The sequence below is a fragment of the Undibacterium sp. Ji83W genome (assembly GCF_049340385.1).
Classification (GTDB): Bacteria; Pseudomonadota; Gammaproteobacteria; order Burkholderiales; family Burkholderiaceae_D; genus Undibacterium.
On the sequence record NZ_JBMPOZ010000001.1, the window covers coordinates 314,923 to 337,551 of the forward strand.

The 22,629-nt window shown below is 50.1% G+C and carries 22 protein-coding genes; 8 read left to right on the top strand and 14 right to left on the bottom strand.

The window, feature by feature from the left end; all coding sequences use genetic code 11:
* The first annotated feature begins 60 nt into the window (after window positions 1–60).
* The 4 genes from metG to ACO0LD_RS01495 all read left to right on the top strand — a co-directional run bounded on the left by metG (window position 61) and on the right by ACO0LD_RS01495 (window position 4,956).
* A complete protein-coding gene (gene metG / locus ACO0LD_RS01480; RefSeq protein ID WP_423003020.1) occupies window positions 61–2,121 on the top strand; it encodes a methionine--tRNA ligase in 2,061 nt (686 codons plus the stop codon).
* Between the two features lie 31 nt (window positions 2,122–2,152).
* Window positions 2,153–2,632, top strand: coding sequence for a GNAT family N-acetyltransferase (locus ACO0LD_RS01485; RefSeq protein WP_423003022.1), 480 nt, complete (start codon window positions 2,153–2,155; stop codon window positions 2,630–2,632).
* 174 nt (window positions 2,633–2,806) lie between these two features.
* Window positions 2,807–4,639, top strand: coding sequence for an aminopeptidase P family protein (locus ACO0LD_RS01490; RefSeq protein WP_423003024.1), 1,833 nt, complete (start codon window positions 2,807–2,809; stop codon window positions 4,637–4,639).
* A complete protein-coding gene (locus ACO0LD_RS01495; protein ID WP_423003026.1) occupies window positions 4,594–4,956 on the top strand; it encodes a pentapeptide repeat-containing protein in 363 nt (120 codons plus the stop codon). Before ACO0LD_RS01490 ends, ACO0LD_RS01495 begins: the two co-directional genes overlap by 46 nt.
* A 56-nt stretch (window positions 4,957–5,012) precedes the next feature.
* Here ACO0LD_RS01495 and phoR read toward each other — a convergent pair whose 3' ends face one another.
* The 7 genes from phoR to pstS (ACO0LD_RS01530) all read right to left on the bottom strand — a co-directional run bounded on the left by phoR (window position 5,013) and on the right by pstS (ACO0LD_RS01530) (window position 11,804).
* On the bottom strand, window positions 5,013–6,305 hold the full coding sequence (phoR, locus tag ACO0LD_RS01500; RefSeq protein WP_423003028.1) for a phosphate regulon sensor histidine kinase PhoR: 1,293 nt from the start codon (window positions 6,303–6,305) through the stop codon (window positions 5,013–5,015).
* A 147-nt stretch (window positions 6,306–6,452) separates the two neighbouring features.
* On the bottom strand, window positions 6,453–7,139 hold the full coding sequence (gene phoB / locus ACO0LD_RS01505; RefSeq protein ID WP_423004056.1) for a phosphate regulon transcriptional regulator PhoB: 687 nt from the start codon (window positions 7,137–7,139) through the stop codon (window positions 6,453–6,455).
* 9 nt (window positions 7,140–7,148) lie between these two features.
* A complete protein-coding gene (phoU, locus tag ACO0LD_RS01510) occupies window positions 7,149–7,859 on the bottom strand; it encodes a phosphate signaling complex protein PhoU (RefSeq protein WP_423003030.1) in 711 nt (236 codons plus the stop codon).
* Between the two features lie 103 nt (window positions 7,860–7,962).
* Window positions 7,963–8,742 (bottom strand): phosphate ABC transporter ATP-binding protein PstB, encoded by a 780-nt coding sequence (pstB, locus tag ACO0LD_RS01515; RefSeq protein WP_423003032.1) that lies wholly within the window; start codon window positions 8,740–8,742, stop codon window positions 7,963–7,965.
* Between the two features lie 13 nt (window positions 8,743–8,755).
* Window positions 8,756–9,628 carry a phosphate ABC transporter permease PstA gene (gene pstA, locus ACO0LD_RS01520; RefSeq protein WP_422950471.1) on the bottom strand — a complete coding sequence of 291 codons (873 nt, stop codon included), beginning with the start codon at window positions 9,626–9,628 and terminating at the stop codon, window positions 8,756–8,758.
* Window positions 9,628–10,572, bottom strand: a complete 945-nt coding sequence (pstC, locus tag ACO0LD_RS01525; protein WP_422950647.1) for a phosphate ABC transporter permease subunit PstC — start codon at window positions 10,570–10,572, stop codon at window positions 9,628–9,630. Before pstC ends, pstA begins: the two co-directional genes overlap by 1 nt.
* A 188-nt stretch (window positions 10,573–10,760) precedes the next feature.
* The gene (pstS, locus tag ACO0LD_RS01530; protein ID WP_423003034.1) at window positions 10,761–11,804 is read right to left on the bottom strand and encodes a phosphate ABC transporter substrate-binding protein PstS; all 1,044 of its coding nucleotides are present in this window, start codon (window positions 11,802–11,804) and stop codon (window positions 10,761–10,763) included.
* 196 nt (window positions 11,805–12,000) lie between these two features.
* Between pstS (ACO0LD_RS01530) and ppk1 the strand changes: the two genes are divergently transcribed.
* The 3 genes from ppk1 to ACO0LD_RS01545 all read left to right on the top strand — a co-directional run bounded on the left by ppk1 (window position 12,001) and on the right by ACO0LD_RS01545 (window position 15,652).
* Window positions 12,001–14,181 (top strand): polyphosphate kinase 1, encoded by a 2,181-nt coding sequence (ppk1, locus tag ACO0LD_RS01535; RefSeq protein WP_423003036.1) that lies wholly within the window; start codon window positions 12,001–12,003, stop codon window positions 14,179–14,181.
* A gap of 2 nt (window positions 14,182–14,183) precedes the next feature.
* Window positions 14,184–14,663 (top strand): phosphohistidine phosphatase SixA, encoded by a 480-nt coding sequence (sixA, locus tag ACO0LD_RS01540; protein WP_423003038.1) that lies wholly within the window; start codon window positions 14,184–14,186, stop codon window positions 14,661–14,663.
* Window positions 14,664–14,764: 101 nt separating this feature from the next.
* On the top strand, window positions 14,765–15,652 hold the full coding sequence (locus tag ACO0LD_RS01545; RefSeq protein ID WP_423003040.1) for an EamA family transporter: 888 nt from the start codon (window positions 14,765–14,767) through the stop codon (window positions 15,650–15,652).
* A 10-nt stretch (window positions 15,653–15,662) separates the two neighbouring features.
* Here ACO0LD_RS01545 and ACO0LD_RS01550 read toward each other — a convergent pair whose 3' ends face one another.
* From ACO0LD_RS01550 to ACO0LD_RS01560, 3 genes are all read right to left on the bottom strand, one after another.
* A complete protein-coding gene (locus ACO0LD_RS01550; RefSeq protein WP_423003042.1) occupies window positions 15,663–16,529 on the bottom strand; it encodes a UDP-2,3-diacylglucosamine diphosphatase in 867 nt (288 codons plus the stop codon).
* Window positions 16,530–16,531: 2 nt separating this feature from the next.
* Complete coding sequence (locus tag ACO0LD_RS01555) at window positions 16,532–17,296, bottom strand: GNAT family N-acetyltransferase (RefSeq protein ID WP_423003043.1); 765 nt, start codon at window positions 17,294–17,296, stop codon at window positions 16,532–16,534.
* Window positions 17,297–17,535: 239 nt separating this feature from the next.
* A complete protein-coding gene (locus ACO0LD_RS01560) occupies window positions 17,536–18,015 on the bottom strand; it encodes a hypothetical protein (RefSeq protein ID WP_423003044.1) in 480 nt (159 codons plus the stop codon).
* Window positions 18,016–18,209: 194 nt separating this feature from the next.
* Between ACO0LD_RS01560 and pstS (ACO0LD_RS01565) the strand changes: the two genes are divergently transcribed.
* Complete coding sequence (pstS, locus tag ACO0LD_RS01565) at window positions 18,210–19,277, top strand: phosphate ABC transporter substrate-binding protein PstS (RefSeq protein ID WP_423003046.1); 1,068 nt, start codon at window positions 18,210–18,212, stop codon at window positions 19,275–19,277.
* 11 nt (window positions 19,278–19,288) lie between these two features.
* Here the strand turns inward: pstS (ACO0LD_RS01565) and ACO0LD_RS01570 are convergent, their stop codons facing one another.
* From ACO0LD_RS01570 to ACO0LD_RS01585, 4 genes are read right to left on the bottom strand one after another with little or no spacing between them, the layout of a single operon-like run.
* Window positions 19,289–20,077, bottom strand: coding sequence for a DUF4184 family protein (locus tag ACO0LD_RS01570; protein WP_423003048.1), 789 nt, complete (start codon window positions 20,075–20,077; stop codon window positions 19,289–19,291).
* A 27-nt stretch (window positions 20,078–20,104) separates the two neighbouring features.
* Complete coding sequence (locus ACO0LD_RS01575; protein ID WP_423004058.1) at window positions 20,105–20,818, bottom strand: penicillin-insensitive murein endopeptidase; 714 nt, start codon at window positions 20,816–20,818, stop codon at window positions 20,105–20,107.
* 2 nt (window positions 20,819–20,820) lie between these two features.
* Window positions 20,821–21,471, bottom strand: a complete 651-nt coding sequence (locus ACO0LD_RS01580) for a VOC family protein (RefSeq protein ID WP_423003050.1) — start codon at window positions 21,469–21,471, stop codon at window positions 20,821–20,823.
* A gap of 40 nt (window positions 21,472–21,511) precedes the next feature.
* Window positions 21,512–22,432 (bottom strand): hypothetical protein, encoded by a 921-nt coding sequence (locus ACO0LD_RS01585; RefSeq protein ID WP_423003052.1) that lies wholly within the window; start codon window positions 22,430–22,432, stop codon window positions 21,512–21,514.
* Between the last annotated feature and the right edge of the window lie 197 nt (window positions 22,433–22,629).

Below are 22,629 nucleotides of genomic sequence, written 5' to 3' on the forward strand. Positions count from 1 at the left end.
CAATATCTGCATTCGCTGTTAGAATAATGCTCTTGTCCGTTCATAAAAAGTGCATCAACCATGACCCGTAAGCTGTTTGTTACCACTGCCCTGCCGTACGCTAATGCGCCCTTCCACCTTGGTCACATCATGGAATATATCCAGGCTGACATCTGGGTAAGGCATCAGCGAATGTCTGGTCACGAGGTACATTTCGTCGGCGCGGATGATGCACATGGTGCACCTATCATGATTGCAGCTGAAAAAGCCAATATCACTCCACAAGAATTTGTGGCGAAGATCGCTGCCGGACGCAAACAATACCTCGACGGCTTTCATATCCAGTTTGACAACTGGCATTCAACCGATGGCGAAGAAAACCATCAGTTGTCGCAGGACATCTATCGCAAACTGAAATCTGCTGGCTTTATCACCAGCAAAACCATAGAACAGTTCTTTGACCCGGTCAAAAACATGTTCCTGCCTGACCGTTACATCAAGGGCGAATGCCCTAAATGTGGCGCCAAGGATCAGTATGGCGATTCCTGTGAAGTCTGCAGTGCCGTGTATGCTCCTACAGAATTGAAGAACCCTTATTCCGTCCTGACCGGTGCCACACCGATCATGAAATCGTCCGAGCATTTCTTCTTCAAACTGTCTGACGAAAAATGCGTGGAATTTTTGCGTGGCTGGGCTTTGAAAGACAACCGCCTGCAATCTGAAGTAGCGAATAAATGCAAGGAATGGCTGGAAGGCGAAGGCGGCCTCGGTGACTGGGATATCAGCCGCGACGCACCTTATTTTGGTATCGAGATTCCTGACCAACCGGGCAAGTATTTTTATGTCTGGCTGGACGCGCCTGTGGGTTACCTCGCTTCCTTGAAAAATTACTTCGGTAAAATCGGTCGTGATTACGATGCTTTCATGGCTGACCCGACAACTGAGCAAATTCATTTCATCGGCAAGGACATCACTTATTTCCATACCCTGTTCTGGCCAGCAATGCTGAAATTCTCTGGCTATAAAACGCCAGACAATGTATATGCGCATGGTTTTGTGACTGTCTCTGGCGAAAAAATGTCCAAATCGCGTGGCACTGGCATTTCACCACTGCGCTATCTGGAAATCGGCATGAACCCTGAATGGCTGCGTTATTACTTCGCCGCCAAGCTCAATGCCAAGGTCGAAGATCTGGACATGAATCCTGAGGATTTTGTTGCGCGCGTCAATTCTGACCTGATCGGCAAATACATCAACATCGCCAGCCGCGCTGCCGGTTTTATCAGCAAGCGTTTTGATGGCGTAGTGGCGACGGACTGGGCCACGGCTGATGATGCCTTCCTGAATAATCTGCGCAATGTAGCGCCAGAAATCAAAGCATTGTTCGAAGCACGTGAATATGGCAAAGCCCTGCGCGCAGCGATGGAACAGGCTGACCTGGTGAATGCCTATGTCGATTCCAACAAGCCTTGGGAACTGGCGAAAAAGCCAGAGAACGATGCCAAGTTGCAAGAAGTCTGCAGCCGCTTGCTGGAAGCTTTCCGCATCCTGACTATCTTCCTGAAACCGGTCTTGCCACAGTTGGCAGCACAGGTAGAAGCACAATTGAATATCGCCCCATTGCAATGGGCAGATGTTGCGACACCATTGCCACATCATCACAAAATCAATCCTTATACGCATTTGATGCAAAGGGTGGATTTGAAGATATTTGACGACTTGTTTGATGTCCCGGCACCAGTAGCTGCACCTGCTTCTGATACAACAAAGGCTGCAGCTTCGGACATCGAACCATTGGCCGAAGAAATCAAGATCGACGACTTTGCCAAAGTCGATCTGCGCATTGCCAAGATCGTCAATTGTGAGCATGTAGATGGTTCAGACAAACTCTTGCGCCTGACGCTGGATGTGGGCGAAGGCCGTACCCGCAATGTGTTCTCAGGCATCAAGTCTGCTTACCAGCCAGAACAACTGATAGGCAAATTCACCGTGATGGTGGCTAACCTGGCACCACGCAAGATGAAGTTTGGCATGTCAGAAGGCATGGTATTAGCAGCATCAGCCGCCGATGAAAAAGCCAATCCAGGTTTGTACATACTGGAAGCCTGGCCTGGTGCGCAGCCTGGCATGCGTGTTCGTTAATACTTGTGTAGGTTAATATTTTAACCAGCGTATGAATATTGTTGTCCGTGAAGCTGCCATAGAAGATGCGCAACTCATCGCGCATCTGACGCGCACTTGCTGGAATGACAAAGTAGCCGCAACTTCCAGCGGCCACCATGAAAGCAGTGAGCGCGTCTGCAATGATTTAATGCAGGGTGGTGGCTTTATCTTGTTGCTCGATGATGAACCTGTAGGCTCAGTACGCTGGCTACCGTTGGATACAGACAATAATTGCTGGGAAATGCTGCGTATGGGGGTTTTACCCGCATTTCGGGGGGAAGCCCTGTCGCAGCATTTACTGGAAGCCGTCATCCAAGCTGCGCAGGTATCTGGCATAGAAGAATTACGCCTCGGTGTACGCAGTGACCAACCCCGTTTGCTGGACTTGTATGCCGCATTTGAATTCGAGCTAGCGCCTGAGCTTGAGTATTCCCACGCCAATCCGGATGAACCTGCGCCACATGTTATGCGGCGTTTCCTGAAAAATTAAAGAAATCAGCATACTTGCTCATATCTAATATATTTTAGGTATACTCCTCTACAGTTTTGCTGATCCAGCCAAGTACTGACATTTTATTAATATAGTCAGACTTAGCCTGCATTGACATAATCTTCGTATTAAACTTACCCTCACTCCTGTCTATCCTGCTTTGGAAATCCATCCATGAACAGTCCTGTTAGCCCTTCTGCCATTACTTCCCCTATCCCTGCCCGACTGGTGCAATTGCGCGCTGCCATGCAGGCACAGGGGCTGGATGCCTATATCGTGCCATCTTCCGATCCGCATCTGTCCGAATATTTACCTGATCGCTGGCAGGGCCGCAGTTATTTCTCAGGCTTTACCGGCTCGGTCGGCACGCTGATCGTTACGGCTGATTTCGCTGGTCTGTGGGTAGACAGCCGCTACTGGAGCTCAGCAGAAGTAGAATTGGCATCGACTGGCATCAAGATGATGAAAATCGCCTCAGCCGCAGCTACGCTGTACATAGACTGGCTGGCCAGCAATCTGCAGCCTGGTCAAACGGTGGGCGTAGATGGCGCAGTATTGGGGTTGGCGACTGCCAGGGCACTGGAACAGGCTTTGCAAAGCAAGGGCATCACATTCAATACCAGCCACGATCTTTTGGATAAGGTGTGGAACGAACGCCCCAGCTTGCCACAGGCTGCCATCTATGAACATGTAGCACCCTATGCCGTAGTGGCCCGCGCCGATAAACTGGCGATGATACGCGAGCAGATGCGTAGTAAAAACGCAGACTGGCATTTTGTTTCCACTGTCGATGACCTGGCCTGGATCTTTAATTTGCGCGGCGCTGATGTCAGCTATAACCCGGTATTTGTTGGCCATGCCCTGATCAGCCAGACTGAGGCAAAATTGTTTGTATCCGCAGGTAAAGTTCCGGCAGAACTGGCTGCCATACTGTCAAAAGATGATGTCAGCCTGGCTGACTATAGCGAAGCAGCGTCAGCACTGGCCGCACTGCCAGCAGATAGCAGCATCATGATAGACCCGCGCAGGATCACTTATGGTTTCCGTCAAAGTATCCCTGTTGGTGTCAGCGTCATCGAAGCCATCAACCCTTCAGTATTTGCCAAATCCCGCAAGACTGCGGAAGAAGCGCAATTCGTTCGTGAATCCATGGAACAGGATGGCGCAGCGCTGTGTGAATTCTTTAGCTGGCTGGAAGGCGCGCTTGGCAAGCAGCGCATCACCGAGCTGACCATTGATGAAGAAATCTGCGCTGCCCGCGCACGTCAGCCTCACTTTGTATCACCCAGCTTTAATACCATCGCTGGCTTCAATGCCAACGGTGCCATGCCACATTACCGCGCCACCAAGGAATCACATTCCGTGATAGAAGGCGATGGCCTGCTGCTCATCGACTCTGGCGGGCAATACCTGAATGGCACGACGGACATCACCCGCGTCGTTCCTGTGGGCCAGGTATCAGAAGCGCAAAAGCGTGACTTCACCCTGGTTTTGAAGGGCATGATCAATCTCTCACAAATGCGTTACCCGCGTGGCACCCTGTCGCCTATGCTGGACACCGTGGCACGTGCGCCGATCTGGGCCGATGGCATCAATTATGGGCATGGTACTGGTCACGGCGTTGGTTACTTCCTGAATGTGCATGAAGGCCCGCAGAGCATTTCGCCTGCAATAGCAGAAGCACATATGGCGATGGAGCCAGGCATGATCACCTCCAATGAGCCTGGCATTTACCGCCCGGGCAAATGGGGTGTGCGTATAGAAAACCTGCTGCTGAATGTGCCAGCCATGCAAACCGAATTTGGCGAGTACCTGGAATTTGAAACCCTGACACTCTGCCCTATAGACACGCGCTGCATCACAGTAGATTTATTGCGTGAAGATGAAATCAAATGGCTCAATGATTACCATGCTACGGTCTTGCAACGCCTGTCGCCACGCGTCAGTGGTGCGGCGCAAGAATGGCTGAAGGAAAGAACCCAAGCCCTGCTGCGTTCAGCCAACTAATCTCATCGGCTGACATTCTCACCTGCCCACTGTTCCTTCAGTGGGTGATCGTCAATTTCAATGTGAAGAGGCAAGCTATGGAAGACAGCAAACTTTTGCAGGGCAGGGATTTTCATCGTATGGATTTGGCTGACTCAAATTTCAATGAAATAAATTTGCGGGCCAGTAAATTTTTTAGCGTCGATTTAGAAGCTTGCCGCTTCGCAAACTGCTCATTCAAAAACGTCACCATAGAGAGCACAGATATTACTGGCATGAAGATCAATGATATTCCTGTCTCTGAGTTGCTTCGCATCTATCAGGAAAGCAAAAAATAAGAAAAGCCGCTGATGCGGCTTTTCTTATCTTGGTATCTTGCTTTTACACGCTGATTTTATACGCTAACTACAGAACCCGGAAACTGCACGCAGAACTTACTACCTACCTCCGGCGTAGATTCAATCAGCAAATTCGCCTTGTGCCTGAGCAGCACATGCTTGACAATCGCCAGGCCCAGACCAGTGCCCTGGGTTTCGCGTGAGCGGCTTTTATCGACGCGATAAAAACGTTCAGTAAGACGCGAGATATGTTCGGCACTGATGCCTATACCATCATCCTGAACAGCAAATTTGGGGCCATTCGCGGTATCTATCCAGCTGATTTTGATGTGACCGTTCTCTGGCGTATAGCGGATCGCATTCGTCACCAGGTTTGTTAGCGCACTGCGAATTTCGTCATTGCTGCCACGTATATCAGGGCCTGTGCATTCCAGCGTGATCTTGTGCTTGCCAGCAGACAGGGCATGCGCCTCTTGCAGTATCTGCTCCAGCAAACCGAGCATGCTGATACGCTCTGGTCGTGGCGGGTAATCAACAGACTCCAGCCTGGTCAGGGTCAGCATGTCTTCTACCAGACGCTGCATGCGCTCACCCTGCTCTGTCATCAGTTTCAGATGCATATTGCGGGTATGGTTATCCAGGTCATCCTGCATGGAAGCGATTTCCAGGAAGCCGTTAATAACGGTCAGTGGAGTGCGCAATTCATGCGAAGCGTTAGCGATAAAGTCGCGCCGCATCATGTCTATACGTTCTGATTCAGTCACATCATGGGTCACCAGAATCTGGCGGCGGTTTTCAAACGGGATGATGTGGGCAATCAACTTGCGGTCGCGGAAAGACAGTGTCAGTGGCGTCTCGTAGCGCCCCAGGATGATGTAATCCATGAATTCGGGGCTGCGTACCAGGTTGGTCACCCGCATGCCCTTATCCTGCGCATGGCTCAGGCCCAGATGGCTTTCTGCTGCCGGGTTGCACCATTCCAGAAACAATACGTCATCCATGATGACCACGCCATCTGGCAGCAAGGTCATGGCCTGGCGAAAGCGGGCCAGCCATTCTGCCAACTCAGCCTGGTTTTTTTCATCATCACGGCGCAGTTTATACAGGCGTGAAAATATGTCAGTCCAGGCACCCCAGCCATCTGGCAGGCGTGAACTGTTGGGGTTATCCAGCCAGTCAGCCAGGCGCTGTAAATAAAACAGCTGAACGCAAAACAGGGTGACCATACCGATCAAGCCCAATACCAGGCCTGTTACCGGCCCCCACAGATAAATAGCAGATGCTGCTCCCATGAGAACCAGGAAGATGCGCACAAATGCAGAAATCCAGAAAATAAGACGTGGAGACATGTTGGGTCCTGAATATTGCTTAGAATGTAATTCTATACGTTTTGCAGATGCCAGTGAGCAGTGTCGTGTAGCCATTTCCAAACAGGAATGGCTACACGACACTGCATAAAAGACTATGCAGTGGGTAGCATTACTAGAATGGTCGATTTATTTTTCAGACAGCATGTAGCCAACGCTACGCACGGTCTTGATCAGGGACTCGGCACTCTTCAAGACTTTGCGCAAACGCAAGACATGAACGTCTACCGTCCGCTCTTCAATGACGACGTGGTCACCCCAGACTTTGTCAAGCAACTGGCTGCGTGAAAACACGCGCTCTGGATGTGCCATGAAGAATTTGAGCAGTTTGTATTCAGCATGGCCAATATCAACCTTGCTGTCTTCTATCTTGACCGTGCAACTGACAGGATCAAGCACGACCGGGCCTGCTGTCAGGGCAGTCTGTGCATGCTCAGGACTCTTGCGGCGTAGCAGCGCCTTGATCCTGGCTGTCAGTTCGCGTGGGGAAAAAGGCTTGGTGACATAGTCGTCGGCACCGTGATCAAGGCCGGCGATCTTGTCTTCTTCCATGCTTTTTGCTGTCAGCATGATGACGGGGATTTCATTGAACTGACGGTCTGAGCGTATCTTGGACAACAGACGCAAACCACTCTGGTCCGGCAACATCCAGTCCAGCAAAATCAATTGCGGCGTGCGGCGCTGCAAATATTCCCAGGCTTCAGCGGTCGTATTGACGGCAAAAGTGTTCCAGCCCGCTGCACGCAGGGAAAAACTGACCAGTTCTACGATTGCCGGTTCATCTTCTACGATGAGTATTGTTGTGTCTGTAGCCATCATTAATAATTAACTCTGTTGTTCCTGCTTGCTTGCCACATAATCTGAATGACGGATGTCCTTGCCTTCAACGATATAAATCGTATGTTCAGCAATGTTCTTGGCATGGTCACCAATACGTTCTATCGCCTTGGCTACCCACAGGGCATCCAGGGAAGATGATATCGTACTTGGGTCTTCCATCATGAAAGTAATCAGATTACGCATGATGGAACGAAAATCATTGTCGATCAGCGCATCCTGTGCAATCAACTGCACTGCCTTGTTACCATCAAGGCGGGCAAACGCGTCCAGCGATTGATGCAACATATCTGCCACACTGCTCGCCAGTACACGCACGGTTTCATAACCGCTGAACATGGGCACACCGCGCTTATTGGTCGCTGCATCCCTGGAGATACGGGCAATTTTAGTCGATTCATCGCCGATGCGCTCAAGATCAGTAATGACCTTGCCGGTCGCCATGACAGTACGCAAGTCATTCGCGGCGGGCTGGCGTTTAACGATCAGGTGGCTGCACATATCGTCCAGTGCCACTTCCAGACGGTTGACTTCGAGGTCAGACTGGATCACAGCTTCTGCCTGTACCGCATTACCGGTGCGGAAGCAAGACATGGCATCGTGAAAATGGCTTTCCACCAAGCCGCCCATCAACAAGACCTTGGAACGTATCGTCTCAAGATCCATATCATATTGTTTTGAAGAATGTACGCCTGTCACAGGTCTCTCCTGAATTCGCTATTGCAAAAAGTAAACGTCGAAAGTATGTGCAACAAACCAGCCCATGCTTATATGGGCGGGCCTGCACCAATACACGCCGTTGTTAGCCGAAACGGCCAGTAATATAGTCTTGAGTTTCTTTCTTCACAGGGTTCATGAAGATATGGTCAGTCTCACCAAACTCGACCAGCTCACCCAGATACATATAGGCAGTATAGTCAGAGCAACGCGCTGCCTGCTGCATATTGTGGGTGACGATGGCGATGGTGTATTCCTCTTTCAACTCATTGATCAATTCTTCGATCTTGACTGTAGAGATAGGGTCGAGTGCGGAGGTTGGCTCATCCAGCAACAAGACTTCCGGTTTCACGGATACGCCACGGGCGATACACAGACGTTGTTGCTGGCCACCTGACAGGCTCAGACCGCTCTTGTTGAGTTTGTCTTTGACTTCTGTCCAGATCGCGGCTTTTTTCAAGGCCCATTCAACGCGCTCATCCATCTCGCCTTTGGACAGGTTTTCATATAAACGCACACCAAACGCGATATTGTCATACACCGACATAGGGAAAGGTGTCGGCTTCTGGAACACCATGCCCACGCGGGCGCGTAACAGGTTAATGTCCTGATCCGCATCCAGGATATTTTTGCCGTTATAAATGATATTGCCTTCAGCACGCTGACCAGGATACAGGTCATACATGCGGTTCAGGGTACGCAACAAAGTCGATTTGCCGCAACCTGATGGACCGATGAAAGCAGTAACTTTTTTGTCGTAGATATTCAGATTGATATCGCGCAGGCTGCGTGTTGCACCGTAAAAGAAATTCAGCCCGCTGATTTCGATTGCTTTTTTCTGTTGATTGTCTTGAGTAGTAGTCATATCGAGGCCAGTATTAATGCTGTGTTTTTTGGTTAAACAAAGTACGCGATAAAATATTCAAACCGAGGACGCTGAAGGTAATCAACAATGCACCACCCCAGGCCAGCTCACGCCAGTTGTCGTAGGGGCTCATCGCAAACTGGTAAATCACCATCGGCAAGTTGGCCATAGGCTTGTTCATATCTGCATTGAAGAACTGATTGCTCAGGGCGGTGTACAGCAAAGGTGCGGTCTCACCGGAGATACGTGCCACTGCCAGCAAAATACCTGTTACGACGCCTGCTTTGACGGCACGCAAACGTATCAGCAAAGCCACTTTCCAGCGAGGTGCGCCCAGCGCAAATGCAGCTTCACGCAAACTCGTCGGCACCAGGCCCAGCATATTATCGGTAGTACGGACAACCACTGGAATGGCAATCAGCGAAATGGCGATACTGCCAGCCCAGCCAGAGAAATGCTTGACGTGCGCAACATAGATTGCATACACGAACAAGCCTATCACGATGGACGGTGCAGAGAGCATGATGTCGGTCACAAAACGTGTGACGAAGCCAAACCAGCTTTTATCACCATACTCTGCCAGATAAATACCAGCCAGAATACCGATAGGTGTTGAGATCAGGGCGGCACTGACGACCATCACAAAGCTACCAAAGATCGCATTCATCAAACCACCGCCATCACTGCCCGGGGCAGGCGTTGACTCTGTGAACATGGCTACATTGACGGCACTCAGTCCTTTTGTCATGAGGGTAAACAATATCCACATCAGGAAAAATATACCCAGTGCCATCGCAAATGACGACAAACCTATGCCCAGTTTATGCATCAGCAAACGGCGGCGGTACACCGGGTTGCTGGCAGATTGCATTGTTGAGTTTTCCATTATTTGGCTCCTTCTTTTCTGGACAAGCCCAGCAACATCAGTTTGGCAGCCGACAAAACAATGAACGTGATGACAAACAAAATCAGGCCAAGCAAGAACAAGGAAGATGTGTGCAAGACTGTTTCTGCCTCTGCAAATTCATTTGCCAGAGTGGAAGCGATACTATTACCGGCGGCAAACAACGACCAGGACAGGTGATGCGAATTACCGATCATGAAGGTAATTGCCATGGTTTCGCCAAGTGCACGACCCAGGCCCAGCATGACACCACCCACTACACCTATCTTTGTGTATGGCAGTACGATCTTGCGCACTACTTCCCACTTGGTGCAACCCAGGCCATAAGCAGATTCCTTGAGTACCGGCGGCACCACTTCAAACACGTCACGCATGACTGAAGAAATGAAAGGGATTATCATGATTGCCAGGACGATACCGGCTGACAGCATGCCCATGCCTATCATGGGGCCAGAGAACAAAATGCCAATCACCGGCAATTTACCCAGCGTTGCAGCCAGGGCCGGTTGCACATATTGCGAAAACAAGGGCGCAAATACAAACAAACCCCACATGCCATAAATAATACTTGGTACACCAGCCAGCAATTCAATTGCCGTACCCAGTGGACGTTTGAGCCAGTTAGGGCAAATTTCAGTCAGGAACAGGGCTATACCGAAACTGACAGGAAAGGCGATCAGCAGTGCAATGACCGATGTCACCAGTGTGCCGACGATGGCGATCATGCCGCCAAACTTGTCATTGACCGGGTCCCATTCTATGGTCCAGATGAATGACAGGCCAAATTCCTTCATCGCCGGAATCGAGCGCAGGAACAGAGAAATAATAATACCGACCAGCACCACCATCACAAGGGCGGCGAAAGTAAAAGTCAGTTTATGAAAAAAGAAATCTTGCCAACGCTGGCGGCGCATTACTGCAGCCATTTTCGCAAGGTCGATCTGACCGACCTGCGGTAGTGCGTTATTAGCGGGTGGGATTGCAGTTGGTGCAGTCATGTTGACGGAGGACATTTGGGTAGTCATGGGTGTCTTTTCCACCGGAAGGCAATCCGGACAGTTCCGGATTGCCTCGATTTGTTTAGTTCAATGTCTGAACAGGTTGAAACTTTTTATTACCAGAGTGCTTTACCGGAAGCATCTTTAACTTTTGCTTTCCAGTTGTCTTCAATCAGTTTGACAACTGGTGCTGGCAAGGAAACATATTCCAGTTCAGCAGCCATTGCGCCACCGTTTTTGAATGCCCAGTCAAAGAATTTCAATACTTCTTTGCCTTTTTCAGCATCAGCCTGTGCTTTGTGCAACAGGATGAAAGAAGCACCAGTGATAGGCCAGGTGATTTTGCCAGGCTGGTTAGTCAATACCAGGTACATGCCTGGTGCTTTGCTCCAGTCAGCGCCAGCAGCAGCGGATTTGAAGTTTTCATCATCTGGTTCAGCGAACTGGCCATCAGCATTTTTCAACAAGGTGTAAGTCATCTTGTTTTTCTTCACATAAGCGTATTCAACATAGCCTATGGAATTTCTGATTTGCTTGACGCTGGAAGCCACGCCTTCATTACCCTTGCCACCTACACCGACTGGCCATTTAACGGCTGTGGAAGAACCAACCGCAGTTTTGAACTCTGGGCTGACTTTGGTCAGGTAATCTGTCCACAGGAAAGTAGTGCCGGAACCGTCAGAGCGGTGTACGACAGTGATGTCTTCTGCAGGCAATTTCAAACCAGCGTTGATGGCTGCGATTTCTGGCGCATTCCATTTAGTGATCTTGCCCATGTAGATGGCAGCCAGCACTTCACCTGTCATCTTCATTTTGCCAGGAGCGATACCATCCAGATTAACTACAGGAACCACGCCGCCGATAATGGCCGGGAATTGCACCAGGCCTTCAGTTTCCAGCTCTTCTAACTTCAAAGGCATGTCAGAGGCACCGAAGTCTACTGTTTTTGCCTTGATTTGTTTGATACCGCCACCGGAGCCGATGGATTGATAGTTCAGACCGTTGCCACTGGCTTTTTTATAAGCTTCTGCCCACTTTGCATAAATTGGATATGGGAAAGTCGCGCCAGCGCCTGTAATATCGGCAGCATGAGCAGCGCCAAATGTGACAGCGACGCCAATTGCAGCGATGAGAGTTTTGACAACACGTTTGATTTGCATGTTCACCTCAGAGTTAAATAACAGTATTCGGTACTACGAGGCGCACTGTACAAGCCGAATATGACAAGATTATGACTTGAAGCAAAGCCTGTGAAATAATTGTACTTGTTATCATTTTTATGTCATAAACTTGTCATTTAAGACGTCTAGAATGTTTGCGTATATATATGACGGCCTTTATGACATGCAAAAAACTATGCCAAATCAAGAAGCACCCTCTTCAACAACAGCACCGGAAGAAATGAAACAGAAGCCGGACACTGAAATCAAGACGGTTGCCAAGCAAGTCAAGCCAGCGGCACCGGAATTGTCACGCTCGGTGATTTTCCTGGACAGGGAAATGTCACAAATCGCCTTCAACTGGCGCGTGCTGGCCCAGGCCGAAGACCGCAGCATCCCCTTGCTTGAACGCTTGAAATATTTGTGCATCGTCGGCAGCAACCTCGATGAGTTCTTTGAAGTCAGGGTCGCCAGCCTGCTGGCGCAGAACACGATAGATGGTGAACTGGTACAACACCCGACCTTCCAGGCCATGCTCAAACGCGTCAGCGATGAGTGTCACCAATTAGCAAAAAGACAATATGAATTACTGAACCAGGAAATCCTGCCTCAGTTGTCAAAAAAAGGGATACACCTGTTACGCCATTCCGAGCGTAATGAAGCCCAGCGTGCCTGGGTGAAATCTTACTTTGAACGTGAAGTGCGCCCGCTGCTGACGCCAATAGGCCTGGACCCCGCCCATCCTTTCCCGCAGGTGGTCAACAAGAGTTTGAATTTCATCGTGTCGCTGGCAGGCAAAGATGCTTTTGGCCGTGGCACTGCTATCGCCATCGTCAAGGCTCCACGCGTTTTGCCGCGCATCATACGTCTGCCGGATGAATTGTCAAACGATGGCATGGCTTTTTGCCTGCTGTCCTCTGTCATTCACTCGCATATAGAAGACTTGTTCAATGGTCGTGAGGTTATAAACTATTCGCAGTTCCGCGTTACCCGTGACAGTGACCTGTGGGTGGATGAAGAAGAAGTCAAGAATCTGCGTCAGGCTCTGCAGGGTGAATTGCAAACCCGTCAATTTGGTGCTGCCGTGCGCCTGGAAGTGGCAAAGAATTGTCCTGAAAATCTGTCACGTTTCCTGCTCGAACAATTCTCCCTTGATAGTGACCGTCTGTATCCAGTCGATGGCCCGGTGAACATGGTCAGGCTGGGTGAACTGGTAGACCATGTCAAGCAAGCTAACTTGCGCTTCCCACCCTTCTCTGCCAAGGCAGTTGGCAAGTATGCGCATGCAGACATTTTCACTCTGCTGCGCAAGCAAGACATATTATTGCATCACCCCTTCCAGCCTTTCCAGACCGTTATCGATTTCGTGCGATCCGCTTCACAAGACCCCAGCGTAGTCGCAATCAAGCAAACGATTTACCGTACCGGTATGAATTCCGATTTGATGGAATCCCTGATCACGGCTGCCAGATTGGGCAAGGAAGTCACGGTTATCGTCGAACTGATGGCACGCTTTGATGAAGAAGCGAATATCAACTGGGCCGACAAATTGCAACGTGCTGGCGCACAGGTTGTGTATGGCGTGGTTGGTCTGAAGACCCATGCGAAGCTTGCACTGGTGATACGCCGCGAAGAAGGTGGAGTTTTGCGCCACTATGCCCATCTGGGCACAGGCAATTATCACCCGTCCACTACGCGTTTTTATACGGATTTTGGTTTGCTGACTGCCCACCCTGGCATGGCGGCGGAAGTCAATGAAGTCTTCATCCACCTGACTGGTTTGACCAAGCCCAAGAAGCTCGACTATCTGTGGCTGGCCCCGTTTGCCCTTCAACCTCAAATCATCAAGGCCATACGCAATGAAGCGCGCATAGCGCGTGAAGGCCGCCCCGCCCGCATCATCGCCAAGATGAATGCCCTGCTGGATGAATCTGTCATCCGCGCCCTGTATGCGGCATCGGCAGACGGTGTAAAAATTGACCTCATCATACGCGGTGCCTGCGCCTTGCGCCCCGGCGTGCCTGGCTTGTCAGAAAACATCAAAGTGCGCTCCATCATAGGCCGTTTCCTGGAGCATAGCCGCATCTATTACTTCCGCAATGATCTGGCGCATGACGTATACCTGGCCAGTGCCGACTGGATGAACCGCAACCTGTTCCGCCGCATAGAAGTGGCTTTCCCGGTACTGGAAAAGTCATTGAAAAAACGCGTCATTTCAGAAGGCCTGGAACCCTATCTGAAAGACAATGTGAATGCCTGGACGCTAGATTCAGATGGTCGTTACGAGCGCAAGAAAACCCGCGCCAAGCAAGTGCGTTTCTGCGCCCAACAGCATTTGATGCAAACCCTGGGTTCGCTAGCTGACACGGAAAATTAATAATGGACCTTATCCTCTGGCGTCATGCAGAAGCAGAACCGGCAACGGCTGAACTGACTGATGAATTCAGAAAACTGACTGGCAAAGGGAATAAGCAAGCGAGCAAAATTGCTTTCTGGCTTGATAGCACACTGCCTGAAACTTGCAGGATACTGGCCAGCCCCACCATACGCACCAGGGACACGGCTGAAGCCCTGATTGCCTGCGGCAGGAAATACAAGGTCATGCCGGAACTAGGCCCGACAGCCACAGTCAGCGATGTATTGACTGCGGCCAACTGGCCTAACAGCCGTGAACCTGTACTCATCATCGGGCATCAGCCCTATCTGGGTCAGGTAGCGGCAGAATTGCTGGGCCATCCCTTGCAAGAGTACAGCGTACGCAAGGGCAATGTCTGGTGGATCACACAAAAACAGCGTGAAAACGAGATCGTGCAAACCTATCTGAAAGCCATCATGTCGCCTGACCTGGTGGTTAAATAAGCGCTCCTGAAATTCATTTAGTCACAGGTAAAAATACTGGCTCTCTGCAGCAAATCCCGCTTGCTGTTAGTATGTAAGGCCGTCTTTACCCACAAAGCACGATGAAACCCACGCACATCCTTGCCGCCCTGATTGCTGTCATCACCTGGGGTATCAATTTCGTAGTCATCAAAATCGGTTTGCAAGGTTTGCCGCCTGTGCTGTTCACCGCATCGCGCTTTATCTTCTCTGCCCTGCCTCTGGTATTTTTTGTGTCATTTCCCAAGACATCGTGGAAATGGGTAGTTGCCTATGGCATGTTCCAGTTTGCCTTCCAGTTCACGCTTTTGTTTTGCGGCATCAAGCTGGGCTTCCCTGCTGGTCTGGCATCTCTCGTCATGCAGTTACAGGCCTTCATCACCATGGGTCTGGCCGTTGTCATCATGGGTGAAAAACCGCAATTCGTACAAGTGCTGGGAGCCCTGATTGCCTTGTCTGGCATGGCGCTGGTAGCCATGCATCTGGAAGCACAGGCAACCATCATCGGATTCTTGCTGGTGGTTGCTGGGGCGGTGTGCTGGAGTATCGCCAATATCGTCACCAAGAAGATAGGTGTGGTCAATCCCCTGGCGATGGTGGTGTGGGGTTCGGCCATTGCCAGCCCGCCTCTGCTGCTAGCGTCTTATATGATGGAGGGCCTGGATGCCTGGCAAGTAGCCTATGCACAGTTGAACTGGACTTCTATCGGTGCCATCGCTTATCAGTCCTACCCTAATACCATCGTCGGCTTTGGCATCTGGTCATGGCTGATGCGCAAATATCCTGCTGCAACCATTGCACCGTTCACCTTGCTGGTGCCGGTGGTCGGTATGCTGACAGCCTCTATCGTATTGAACGAGACTTTATTCTGGTGGAAAATTTGCGCCGGTCTGCTGGTACTCGGCGGACTGGCATGCAACCAGTTTGGTTTGCGTATCTGGTCCTGGTTCAAACCGGCTGCAGCGACCTGAGCACTCATTATCAGCCAGCGACTGTCTCCAGTTCAGGCTCTTCCACATAGGTATCTGCCACTGCATCTGCCACATGTTCCGGGTGGCAGATGTCATGCCAGGTCACCAGCCTGAGTTCACCCTTGGCATCTTCCACCAGGGCTGACAAGCTCTCTACCCAGTCACCATCATTGCAATACAGGATACCGCCTATGTCGCGGATTTCTGGTTTGTGGATATGGCCGCAGATAATGCCATCCAGGCCTTTGCGACGCGCTTCATCGGCCAGTGCATCTTCAAATTGCGTGATATAGCTGACAGCGTTTTTTACCTTTTGCTTCAGGTATTGTGACAGCGACCAGTAAGGCATGCCAGCGCGGGCGCGCCAGTTATTGAAGATCTGGTTGAATTTCAGGATCATGGTGTACAGGCTGTCGCCGACATAGGCCAGCCATTTGGCACAGGCGATGACACCATCAAACCTGTCACCATGCAAGACCAGCATGCGCTTGCCTGCGGCAGTGGTGTGCACCAGTTCATCCCTTATCTTGATGCCGCCAAAATCCAGGTCAATGAACTGGCGTACAGATTCATCATGATTGCCAGGCACGAAGATGACGTTCGTACCTTTCTTGGCTTTTTTCAAGACGGTTTGCACCACATTATTATGGGTCTGGTCCCAGTACCAGCGGCGCTTGAGTTGCCAGCCGTCGATGATGTCACCGACCAGGTATAGCGTGTCTGAGTCGGTGGCACGTAAAAATTCCAGCAACTTGGCCGCCTGGCAGCCGCTCGTTCCCAGATGCAAATCTGAAATCCAGATAGTGCGGAAACGCTGGGTTTCTTTCTTACCGGTTTTATACAATTTGCTATTCAAGAACTGATCGGCTGGTTTCATGTTTATTGCTCCCCTGTGCCGTAATGGCGTGCGTAACGGTCATCCAGATTCGCCAGTGGCAACATGACGAATAAATCAGCGCTATGGAAATCCGGGTCCCAGGCAGGATCACCACATACCCAGGCACCGGCACGCAGATAACCTTTCAACAGCGGCGGGATACGCGCCTCAGTCGAACTGCTGTCGATTTCATCCAGCGGAAAAGGCGTGTGTGGCGTAACGCGGTATTCCAGCGGCGCAAAATCTGCAGCAGACAGACCACGATAAATCGCGGCGGCATTCTGGCCACCATCCGTCAGGCTGATGCTGGCGCACCCTATCAGGTGTGAACAGCGCTCACGGCGCATATAGGCAGCCAGGCCAGCCCACAGCAGCATGATGACGGCACCACTGCGGTAATCAGGGTGGATGCAGGCACGGCCTGCTTCTGCCACGCTATTGCGTATATGCTGCAGGCGCGACAGGTCAAATTCTGTTTCAGAGTAATAACGGCCCAACTGGCGGGCAGCATTTGGCCCCAGTATGCGGTATGTGCCAACCACTTTCAGGCTCTTGGAGTCGCGTACGATCAGGTGATCACAGTGTTCATCAAATTCATCCTTATCCAGGCCATCAGGATTGGATAAGGCAGACAAACCCATGCTTTCTATAAAGACCTTATAGCGCAGGCGCTGCACTTCTTTCACTTCTTTTGCCGTTGTTGCAAGGCTCAGATTGAGTTTGGAAAAACTGGGATTAGCATCGGCGGGTATCGTGAGTAATCGCATTCATCGTCCTTGTCATGTTGTTCGTTGATCCGACGAACGAAGAATAATCAAGGATTACTTCAGCAATATGACAGTGAGATGTCGGTTTTATGACAAGTCAAAAAAACAACAATCCCCGTCTGGCATATACCAGACGGGGATTGCGATGGTGAAATCAAATAAATGCAGGGCAAAAGCAATACCAAGGCTCTTTCAGAGCGCCATCTTCCTAATACTCATTGCATTTCAGAAAAACTGAATTACTTCTCTTTCTTTGGCCTGCCCGCCTTCAGCGGTGCCAGACCAGCGATCAATTTTTTCAGGGCAGGCACATCGGTCTTGCTCAACAAGGCAACACCAATACGCAGCAACTGGCTTTTCTTGACTTCAACGCCAGCTTTCAGGCAGGCTTTTTTGACTGCACCCAAAGCCGCATATTCACTTTCCGGCATGGTGAAGCTATCACGCACCAGCTTGGCCTTTTTGACTTTTTCTACGACGACTTCGACCAGGGGCTTGACTTCAGCAGCCTTGACGGCAGGTTTGGCGCGCGCCGGGGCTTTTACGGGCGCTTTAGCAGGCGCTTTTTCAACAGCTTTGGCTTCCACGGCAGGCTTGCTGACCACTTTTTTCTTGACAGCCACAACAGCGGGCTTAACAGGAGATTTTTTAAGGGCCACGACTTTTTTCTCTGCACCTGCGACTACAGTACTTACTTTTTTCGTTGCTGCGGTTACCATTCCAGCCTCCAAATTAAAAAACATGTAAACAATATAAACAATTTATTGTTGATATGCAAGGAAGAAGCATAGCCATTAGAAATGACAGGTTCATTACGGAAAAATGATCTTTCAGGAGAAATTTCTCATGACATGAGATAATCCGCGCCATTTCGCATCACCAGTTTCCTCGCTCTTCAGCTTTATCTTTTATTATGATTACACGCAACTCTTTACTCTACCCACTGGTTTTACTCCTTTCTCCCCTTGCTGTTCTTACTAGCGCCCATGCCGAAATTCAAGGCTCAGGCTCTTCCGCAGCAGCGCCCCTGTATCAGAAATGGGCAGATGCTTATAGCAAAAACGGTGGCACTACCATCACCTATCAAGCCAGCGGCTCATCTGCAGGCATCAAGAAAATAAAGGAAAACAGCGTAGAATTTGGCGCCAGTGATGCCGCCCTTAGCCAGGCAGATCTTAAAAAAGATAAATTAATACAGTTTCCTTCTGCCATTTCAGGCGTCGTGCCTGTCATTAACTTGCCAGGTATCAAGACTGCTGAATTGCGCCTGACAGGCGAAACCCTCGCAGGCATTTTCTCTGGTGACATTACGCTCTGGAATGATGCCGCTATCGCAGCTCTCAATCCTGGCATGCGTTTGCCGAATAAAAATATAGAAGTCATCGTGCGCCAGGATGGTTCGGGTACGACCTATAATTTTTCTGATTACCTGAGCAAAATCAACAAAAACTGGCAGGCAAAGTATGGCAGAAACTTTATCATTCCATGGAATAGCCATAGCCATTTGATCCAGGTCAAAGGCAGCAGCAATATTGCTGGCACACTCAAGAAAACACCGTATGCCATCAGTTATATCGACTTTAACTATGTAAGTCAGGAAAAACTCGACTACGCCCTTTTGCAAAATCGCGATGGTAAATTCATTGCGCCTTCAGCTGAGGCATTTTCTTCTGCACTGTCAAACAGCAGTTGGAAAACTGACGCCAATTTTGAAGAAATGCTGACCGACAAAGCAGGACAAAAAACCTGGCCCATCACCATGGGTACTTTTATCGTCATGCAACAGCGTGCCAAGGATGCACAGCAAACTACCGGCGCCATGAAATTTTTCACCTGGGCCTTTATGCGTGGTGACCGCTATGTCAATAGCGTGGATTTTGTGCGCCTGCCAGACAGCCTGCAAGCCAGGATATTCAAGGAAATGACGACAGTCACAGATAAAAAAGGGGAAGTCCTGAACTGGAATTTGAATCCCATGTAAAGATTCAGGATTTAGTCTGGCGCCATGGGTACAGTCCTAGCCCTGGCAATCAGTAAGGCAGCAGTGGTCAGCAACACGGCAAAGCAGCTGGTTGAGCACAGGGCCAGGCGAAAGATGAAAGCTTCTTTCGCCAAGCTGCCAGTCACCATGCTGGACATGCCAAAGGCAAGTGGCAGGGCCAGCAAAAGTGCGGTCAATGCCGTGCTGGCAAATAAAATATAACGCCACTGATCATTCTCTTTAGGTTCCAGTATGACGATGTGCGGTAATCTTTTTAACCATCGCACATAGTAATAAGCCAGTCCTGCTACGCCCAATAAACTACTCAGATGTTGCAGCACATGAAAAACACGGGTATGAACACCCGCTACTTCTACCGGCAAGCGCAACGCATCGAAATAAGCGACAGCAAAACCACTGGCATGGGTAAACGCATCCCAGACTATATGAGTCATCGCACCCAGTATCAGCGCCAGCGAAACCCAGATGAACTGCGCGCCCGACAAAGTTTGGGGCAGCGAAACATGTGCTTGCAATGCCTGCCTTTGTATTTGTGGCAGCAAGTAGATGAAGTGTGCCTGCATCAGCCGCAAAAACATGAATACAGCCCAGCCCAAAGGCAAACACACCAGCAGCAAACCCGACCAGTGATGCGCCAGCGTGGCCAGGTCAAAGGCAAATACATAGTAAGCAAGGTCAGGGGCAATACTGCCTATAACCAAAGCCATGAGATTGAAACGCTGTGGTGCAAGACGATGAAGGGGAAGTATGGCGAGCGGATGGGCAAAGGTCCAGGGCATGATAGGGTAAAGTCAGATCGTCAGGTATTAAGCCGAATTCTTTTTACAGGGCAAATCAAAATCAACATGATAATGCTCATCATGCCTGATCCAGGCGCTTCCCTTCATAAATTTCAAATGTGTTTGCAAATACGGCCCGCGTGTCGTGGCAAATAATTTTGCCAGATAAGGTGGGTCAATAATCACCAGCGCCAGCCCTCTGCCTTTGGCTTTTGCGGCAAGGTCTAGCTGATATAAATGCTCAGCCAAAGCAGCAAAGTCTATGCGGTAGTCACCAAAGCGAGCTTGCGCATCAAAATCAATCTCATAGCCATATTTGTTATCCATATCTCCGGGCAAAGGCCGGGAAACACCTTGCGCGTCGATCACCGGCATCATGAAATCGACTGACAAACCATTTTTATGAGTACGGTGAGGCCGCATGCGCCCACCTTTTTTCCAGCCAGTCTCGCCATACACAAAGACTTTATCGCTGGCAGTTTGCTCTAGCTGTCGATAGGCTTGTGTAATAATATCTGCGACAGTGGAATGCACATAAGTTCGTCCCAGACTCACACCCAGTGCGCTATACGCAGAAAAATTGGGACCTGATGCAGGCAGGCTGACACCATCCTCCAGTCGTCCATTGGACACCGTTCCATAGCAGATGCTTTCTTTAGCCTGTGCAGGACAAGCCAATGCCGCAAGCACACAAAGCACACGAAGCACACGAAGCAGGTAGAGACCGGTCAAGCTGAGCATGTTCAAGACAATATCCGCAATCCTAGTGGCGTCATGATGTGGGCAATTAATTGCGGTGGCTGCCCAGCTGAAAGCGACTTGACCTTGATGTTACCTTGCATGTTCAAGTCCTGCATCAGTTGAGAAATTCTGGCGGCGTCAGGATGCAGCAATTCCAGTTCAAGCAGACTCATCCCCATATCCAGCATTCCTGCTGCAGGGTGATTCGTGGCTTGTGCTGCAGCTTGCCATTCTATCAAGGCAGGGGCAATGCCATCCAAGGGCAAACAGCCGTCTTGCGGTATGGTGATCAGCCAGTGATTGCTGCCACGACTCATGGGCTCTATGCTACCCAGATTTTCCCGTGTCTGGCTTAATGCAGTTTGTATGTCCGTTGTGCGTGCGACCCAATTCGATAAACGAGGCTTGCTATCCGGCGTCAAAGTATCCAGTGCAAACCAGCGTGGCCGTACGGGTTGGACTGCATCAGGATTGACCGCAATAATTTCCAGAAATAATGCTGGCCCCAAACGCACAAACATATTGTGCGTGCCCATGCGTACGTGCTCGCCACCAGGCTGGGGGTCTACACCTAATAGCGCTTTGACATAAGCGGCACCTGATACAAGATCAGGTGCCGTTATCGTGATGTGGTCGAGATCGCAATGTAACAAGTTAGATTCCTCATTTTTTCAGGACGATCAGATCAGACTCTTATTTTGCTTCACTTGGCTTGGCTGGCGCAGTGTTTATCGCAGTCGCGGTATTAACTACCGGTAGTGCATTTCTCCAGTTTTCGGGCGTGCACATTTCCCATTTTGTATTTGGCACATAAAACAGTGCAGCCTGTTTATGGGACAGGAAATGGAAGGATGGCTGTTGTATTGCCTTCACCGAACCGTCAGCAATAAAATATTCAACAGAAAAACGCGGATAAGCCATGACCAGGCCACCAACTGCAAATGAAACGTCTTCTGGCTTGATGATCTCGGCCACTCTGTCTTCGCTGGTACCGGTGGTGACATCCAGCAGACGCAATCTGGTTTTTTCAAACAGCTCACGCTCAGCCATGGATTCACGTGCATTATTGAGTTTGCGCAAAATGCCGAATGGATTAGTGCCGATATCTACCAGCGAGCCGATTTGCGACAAGGACGGATTATTGACGACTTCAACGATACTGCGCCAGGTTGATTTGCCAGAGAATTGCAGGTTGACTGCCGAGCTCGGCTGGCTGGCAGCCAGCAAACCTTCTACCCAGGCAGTGGCATCCTTGGCCCAATGATATTTGATGGCGGAGGTATAGCCGCGGCAGCTATAAAATGCCAAAGCGTCTTGCTTGGAAACTGTACCCGTGAGTTTATTATCGACAAACACCAGGCCACCGACATCGCCATCTGTCATCGCCACATAAGCAATATTGCGTCCCTGAGCATCTTTCATCTCAAAGCGTTCCATGGCTGACTCTGGAGGCACCGTGGTTATCACATATCGAGCATCCGACTTCTGGTCAACTGCAAGGCTCTTGATAGGGCTGGCAGTTTTGCTGGGCTGGTCTACATTATTGGCGGCAAATGCAGGATAGGAGAAGCTCAGCACAAGTGCTGGCAATAAAACGAGAGTAGTCGATCGCATATGATGAAAAAATTTATAAAGTAGCAATCTTAACTGAAATTGCTGCTTGATAGCATTTTTCATAGGCTAGCCAGTACTGAGTCTTAACTTGAAGGGGGGGGTAGACGCGCGAACATCCGTGAGAGGTCTGACGGATTTTATTCATCCGCACAGGCATGTTGGGATCCGGCTTTTAAGCTGATGCTCTTGGCTTCGAC

What these genes read in the sequence shown, in the direction of transcription:
- metG (WP_423003020.1), top strand. Translation starts at nt 61, where the DNA reads ATGACCCGTAAGCTGTTTGTTACCACTGCCCTGCCGTACGCTAATGCG.
- ACO0LD_RS01485 (WP_423003022.1), top strand. Translation starts at nt 2,153, where the DNA reads ATGAATATTGTTGTCCGTGAAGCTGCCATAGAAGATGCGCAACTCATC.
- ACO0LD_RS01490 (WP_423003024.1), top strand. Translation starts at nt 2,807, where the DNA reads ATGAACAGTCCTGTTAGCCCTTCTGCCATTACTTCCCCTATCCCTGCC.
- ACO0LD_RS01495 (WP_423003026.1), top strand. Translation starts at nt 4,594, where the DNA reads ATGGCTGAAGGAAAGAACCCAAGCCCTGCTGCGTTCAGCCAACTAATC.
- phoR (WP_423003028.1), bottom strand. Translation starts at nt 6,305, where the DNA reads ATGTCTCCACGTCTTATTTTCTGGATTTCTGCATTTGTGCGCATCTTC.
- phoB (WP_423004056.1), bottom strand. Translation starts at nt 7,139, where the DNA reads ATGGCTACAGACACAACAATACTCATCGTAGAAGATGAACCGGCAATC.
- pstB (WP_423003032.1), bottom strand. Translation starts at nt 8,742, where the DNA reads ATGACTACTACTCAAGACAATCAACAGAAAAAAGCAATCGAAATCAGC.
- pstA (WP_422950471.1), bottom strand. Translation starts at nt 9,628, where the DNA reads ATGGAAAACTCAACAATGCAATCTGCCAGCAACCCGGTGTACCGCCGC.
- pstC (WP_422950647.1), bottom strand. Translation starts at nt 10,572, where the DNA reads ATGGCTGCAGTAATGCGCCGCCAGCGTTGGCAAGATTTCTTTTTTCAT.
- pstS (WP_423003034.1), bottom strand. Translation starts at nt 11,804, where the DNA reads ATGCAAATCAAACGTGTTGTCAAAACTCTCATCGCTGCAATTGGCGTC.
- ppk1 (WP_423003036.1), top strand. Translation starts at nt 12,001, where the DNA reads ATGCCAAATCAAGAAGCACCCTCTTCAACAACAGCACCGGAAGAAATG.
- sixA (WP_423003038.1), top strand. Translation starts at nt 14,184, where the DNA reads ATGGACCTTATCCTCTGGCGTCATGCAGAAGCAGAACCGGCAACGGCT.
- ACO0LD_RS01545 (WP_423003040.1), top strand. Translation starts at nt 14,765, where the DNA reads ATGAAACCCACGCACATCCTTGCCGCCCTGATTGCTGTCATCACCTGG.
- ACO0LD_RS01550 (WP_423003042.1), bottom strand. Translation starts at nt 16,529, where the DNA reads ATGAAACCAGCCGATCAGTTCTTGAATAGCAAATTGTATAAAACCGGT.
- ACO0LD_RS01555 (WP_423003043.1), bottom strand. Translation starts at nt 17,296, where the DNA reads ATGCGATTACTCACGATACCCGCCGATGCTAATCCCAGTTTTTCCAAA.
- ACO0LD_RS01560 (WP_423003044.1), bottom strand. Translation starts at nt 18,015, where the DNA reads ATGGTAACCGCAGCAACGAAAAAAGTAAGTACTGTAGTCGCAGGTGCA.
- pstS (WP_423003046.1), top strand. Translation starts at nt 18,210, where the DNA reads ATGATTACACGCAACTCTTTACTCTACCCACTGGTTTTACTCCTTTCT.
- ACO0LD_RS01570 (WP_423003048.1), bottom strand. Translation starts at nt 20,077, where the DNA reads ATGCCCTGGACCTTTGCCCATCCGCTCGCCATACTTCCCCTTCATCGT.
- ACO0LD_RS01575 (WP_423004058.1), bottom strand. Translation starts at nt 20,818, where the DNA reads ATGCTCAGCTTGACCGGTCTCTACCTGCTTCGTGTGCTTCGTGTGCTT.
- ACO0LD_RS01585 (WP_423003052.1), bottom strand. Translation starts at nt 22,432, where the DNA reads ATGCGATCGACTACTCTCGTTTTATTGCCAGCACTTGTGCTGAGCTTC.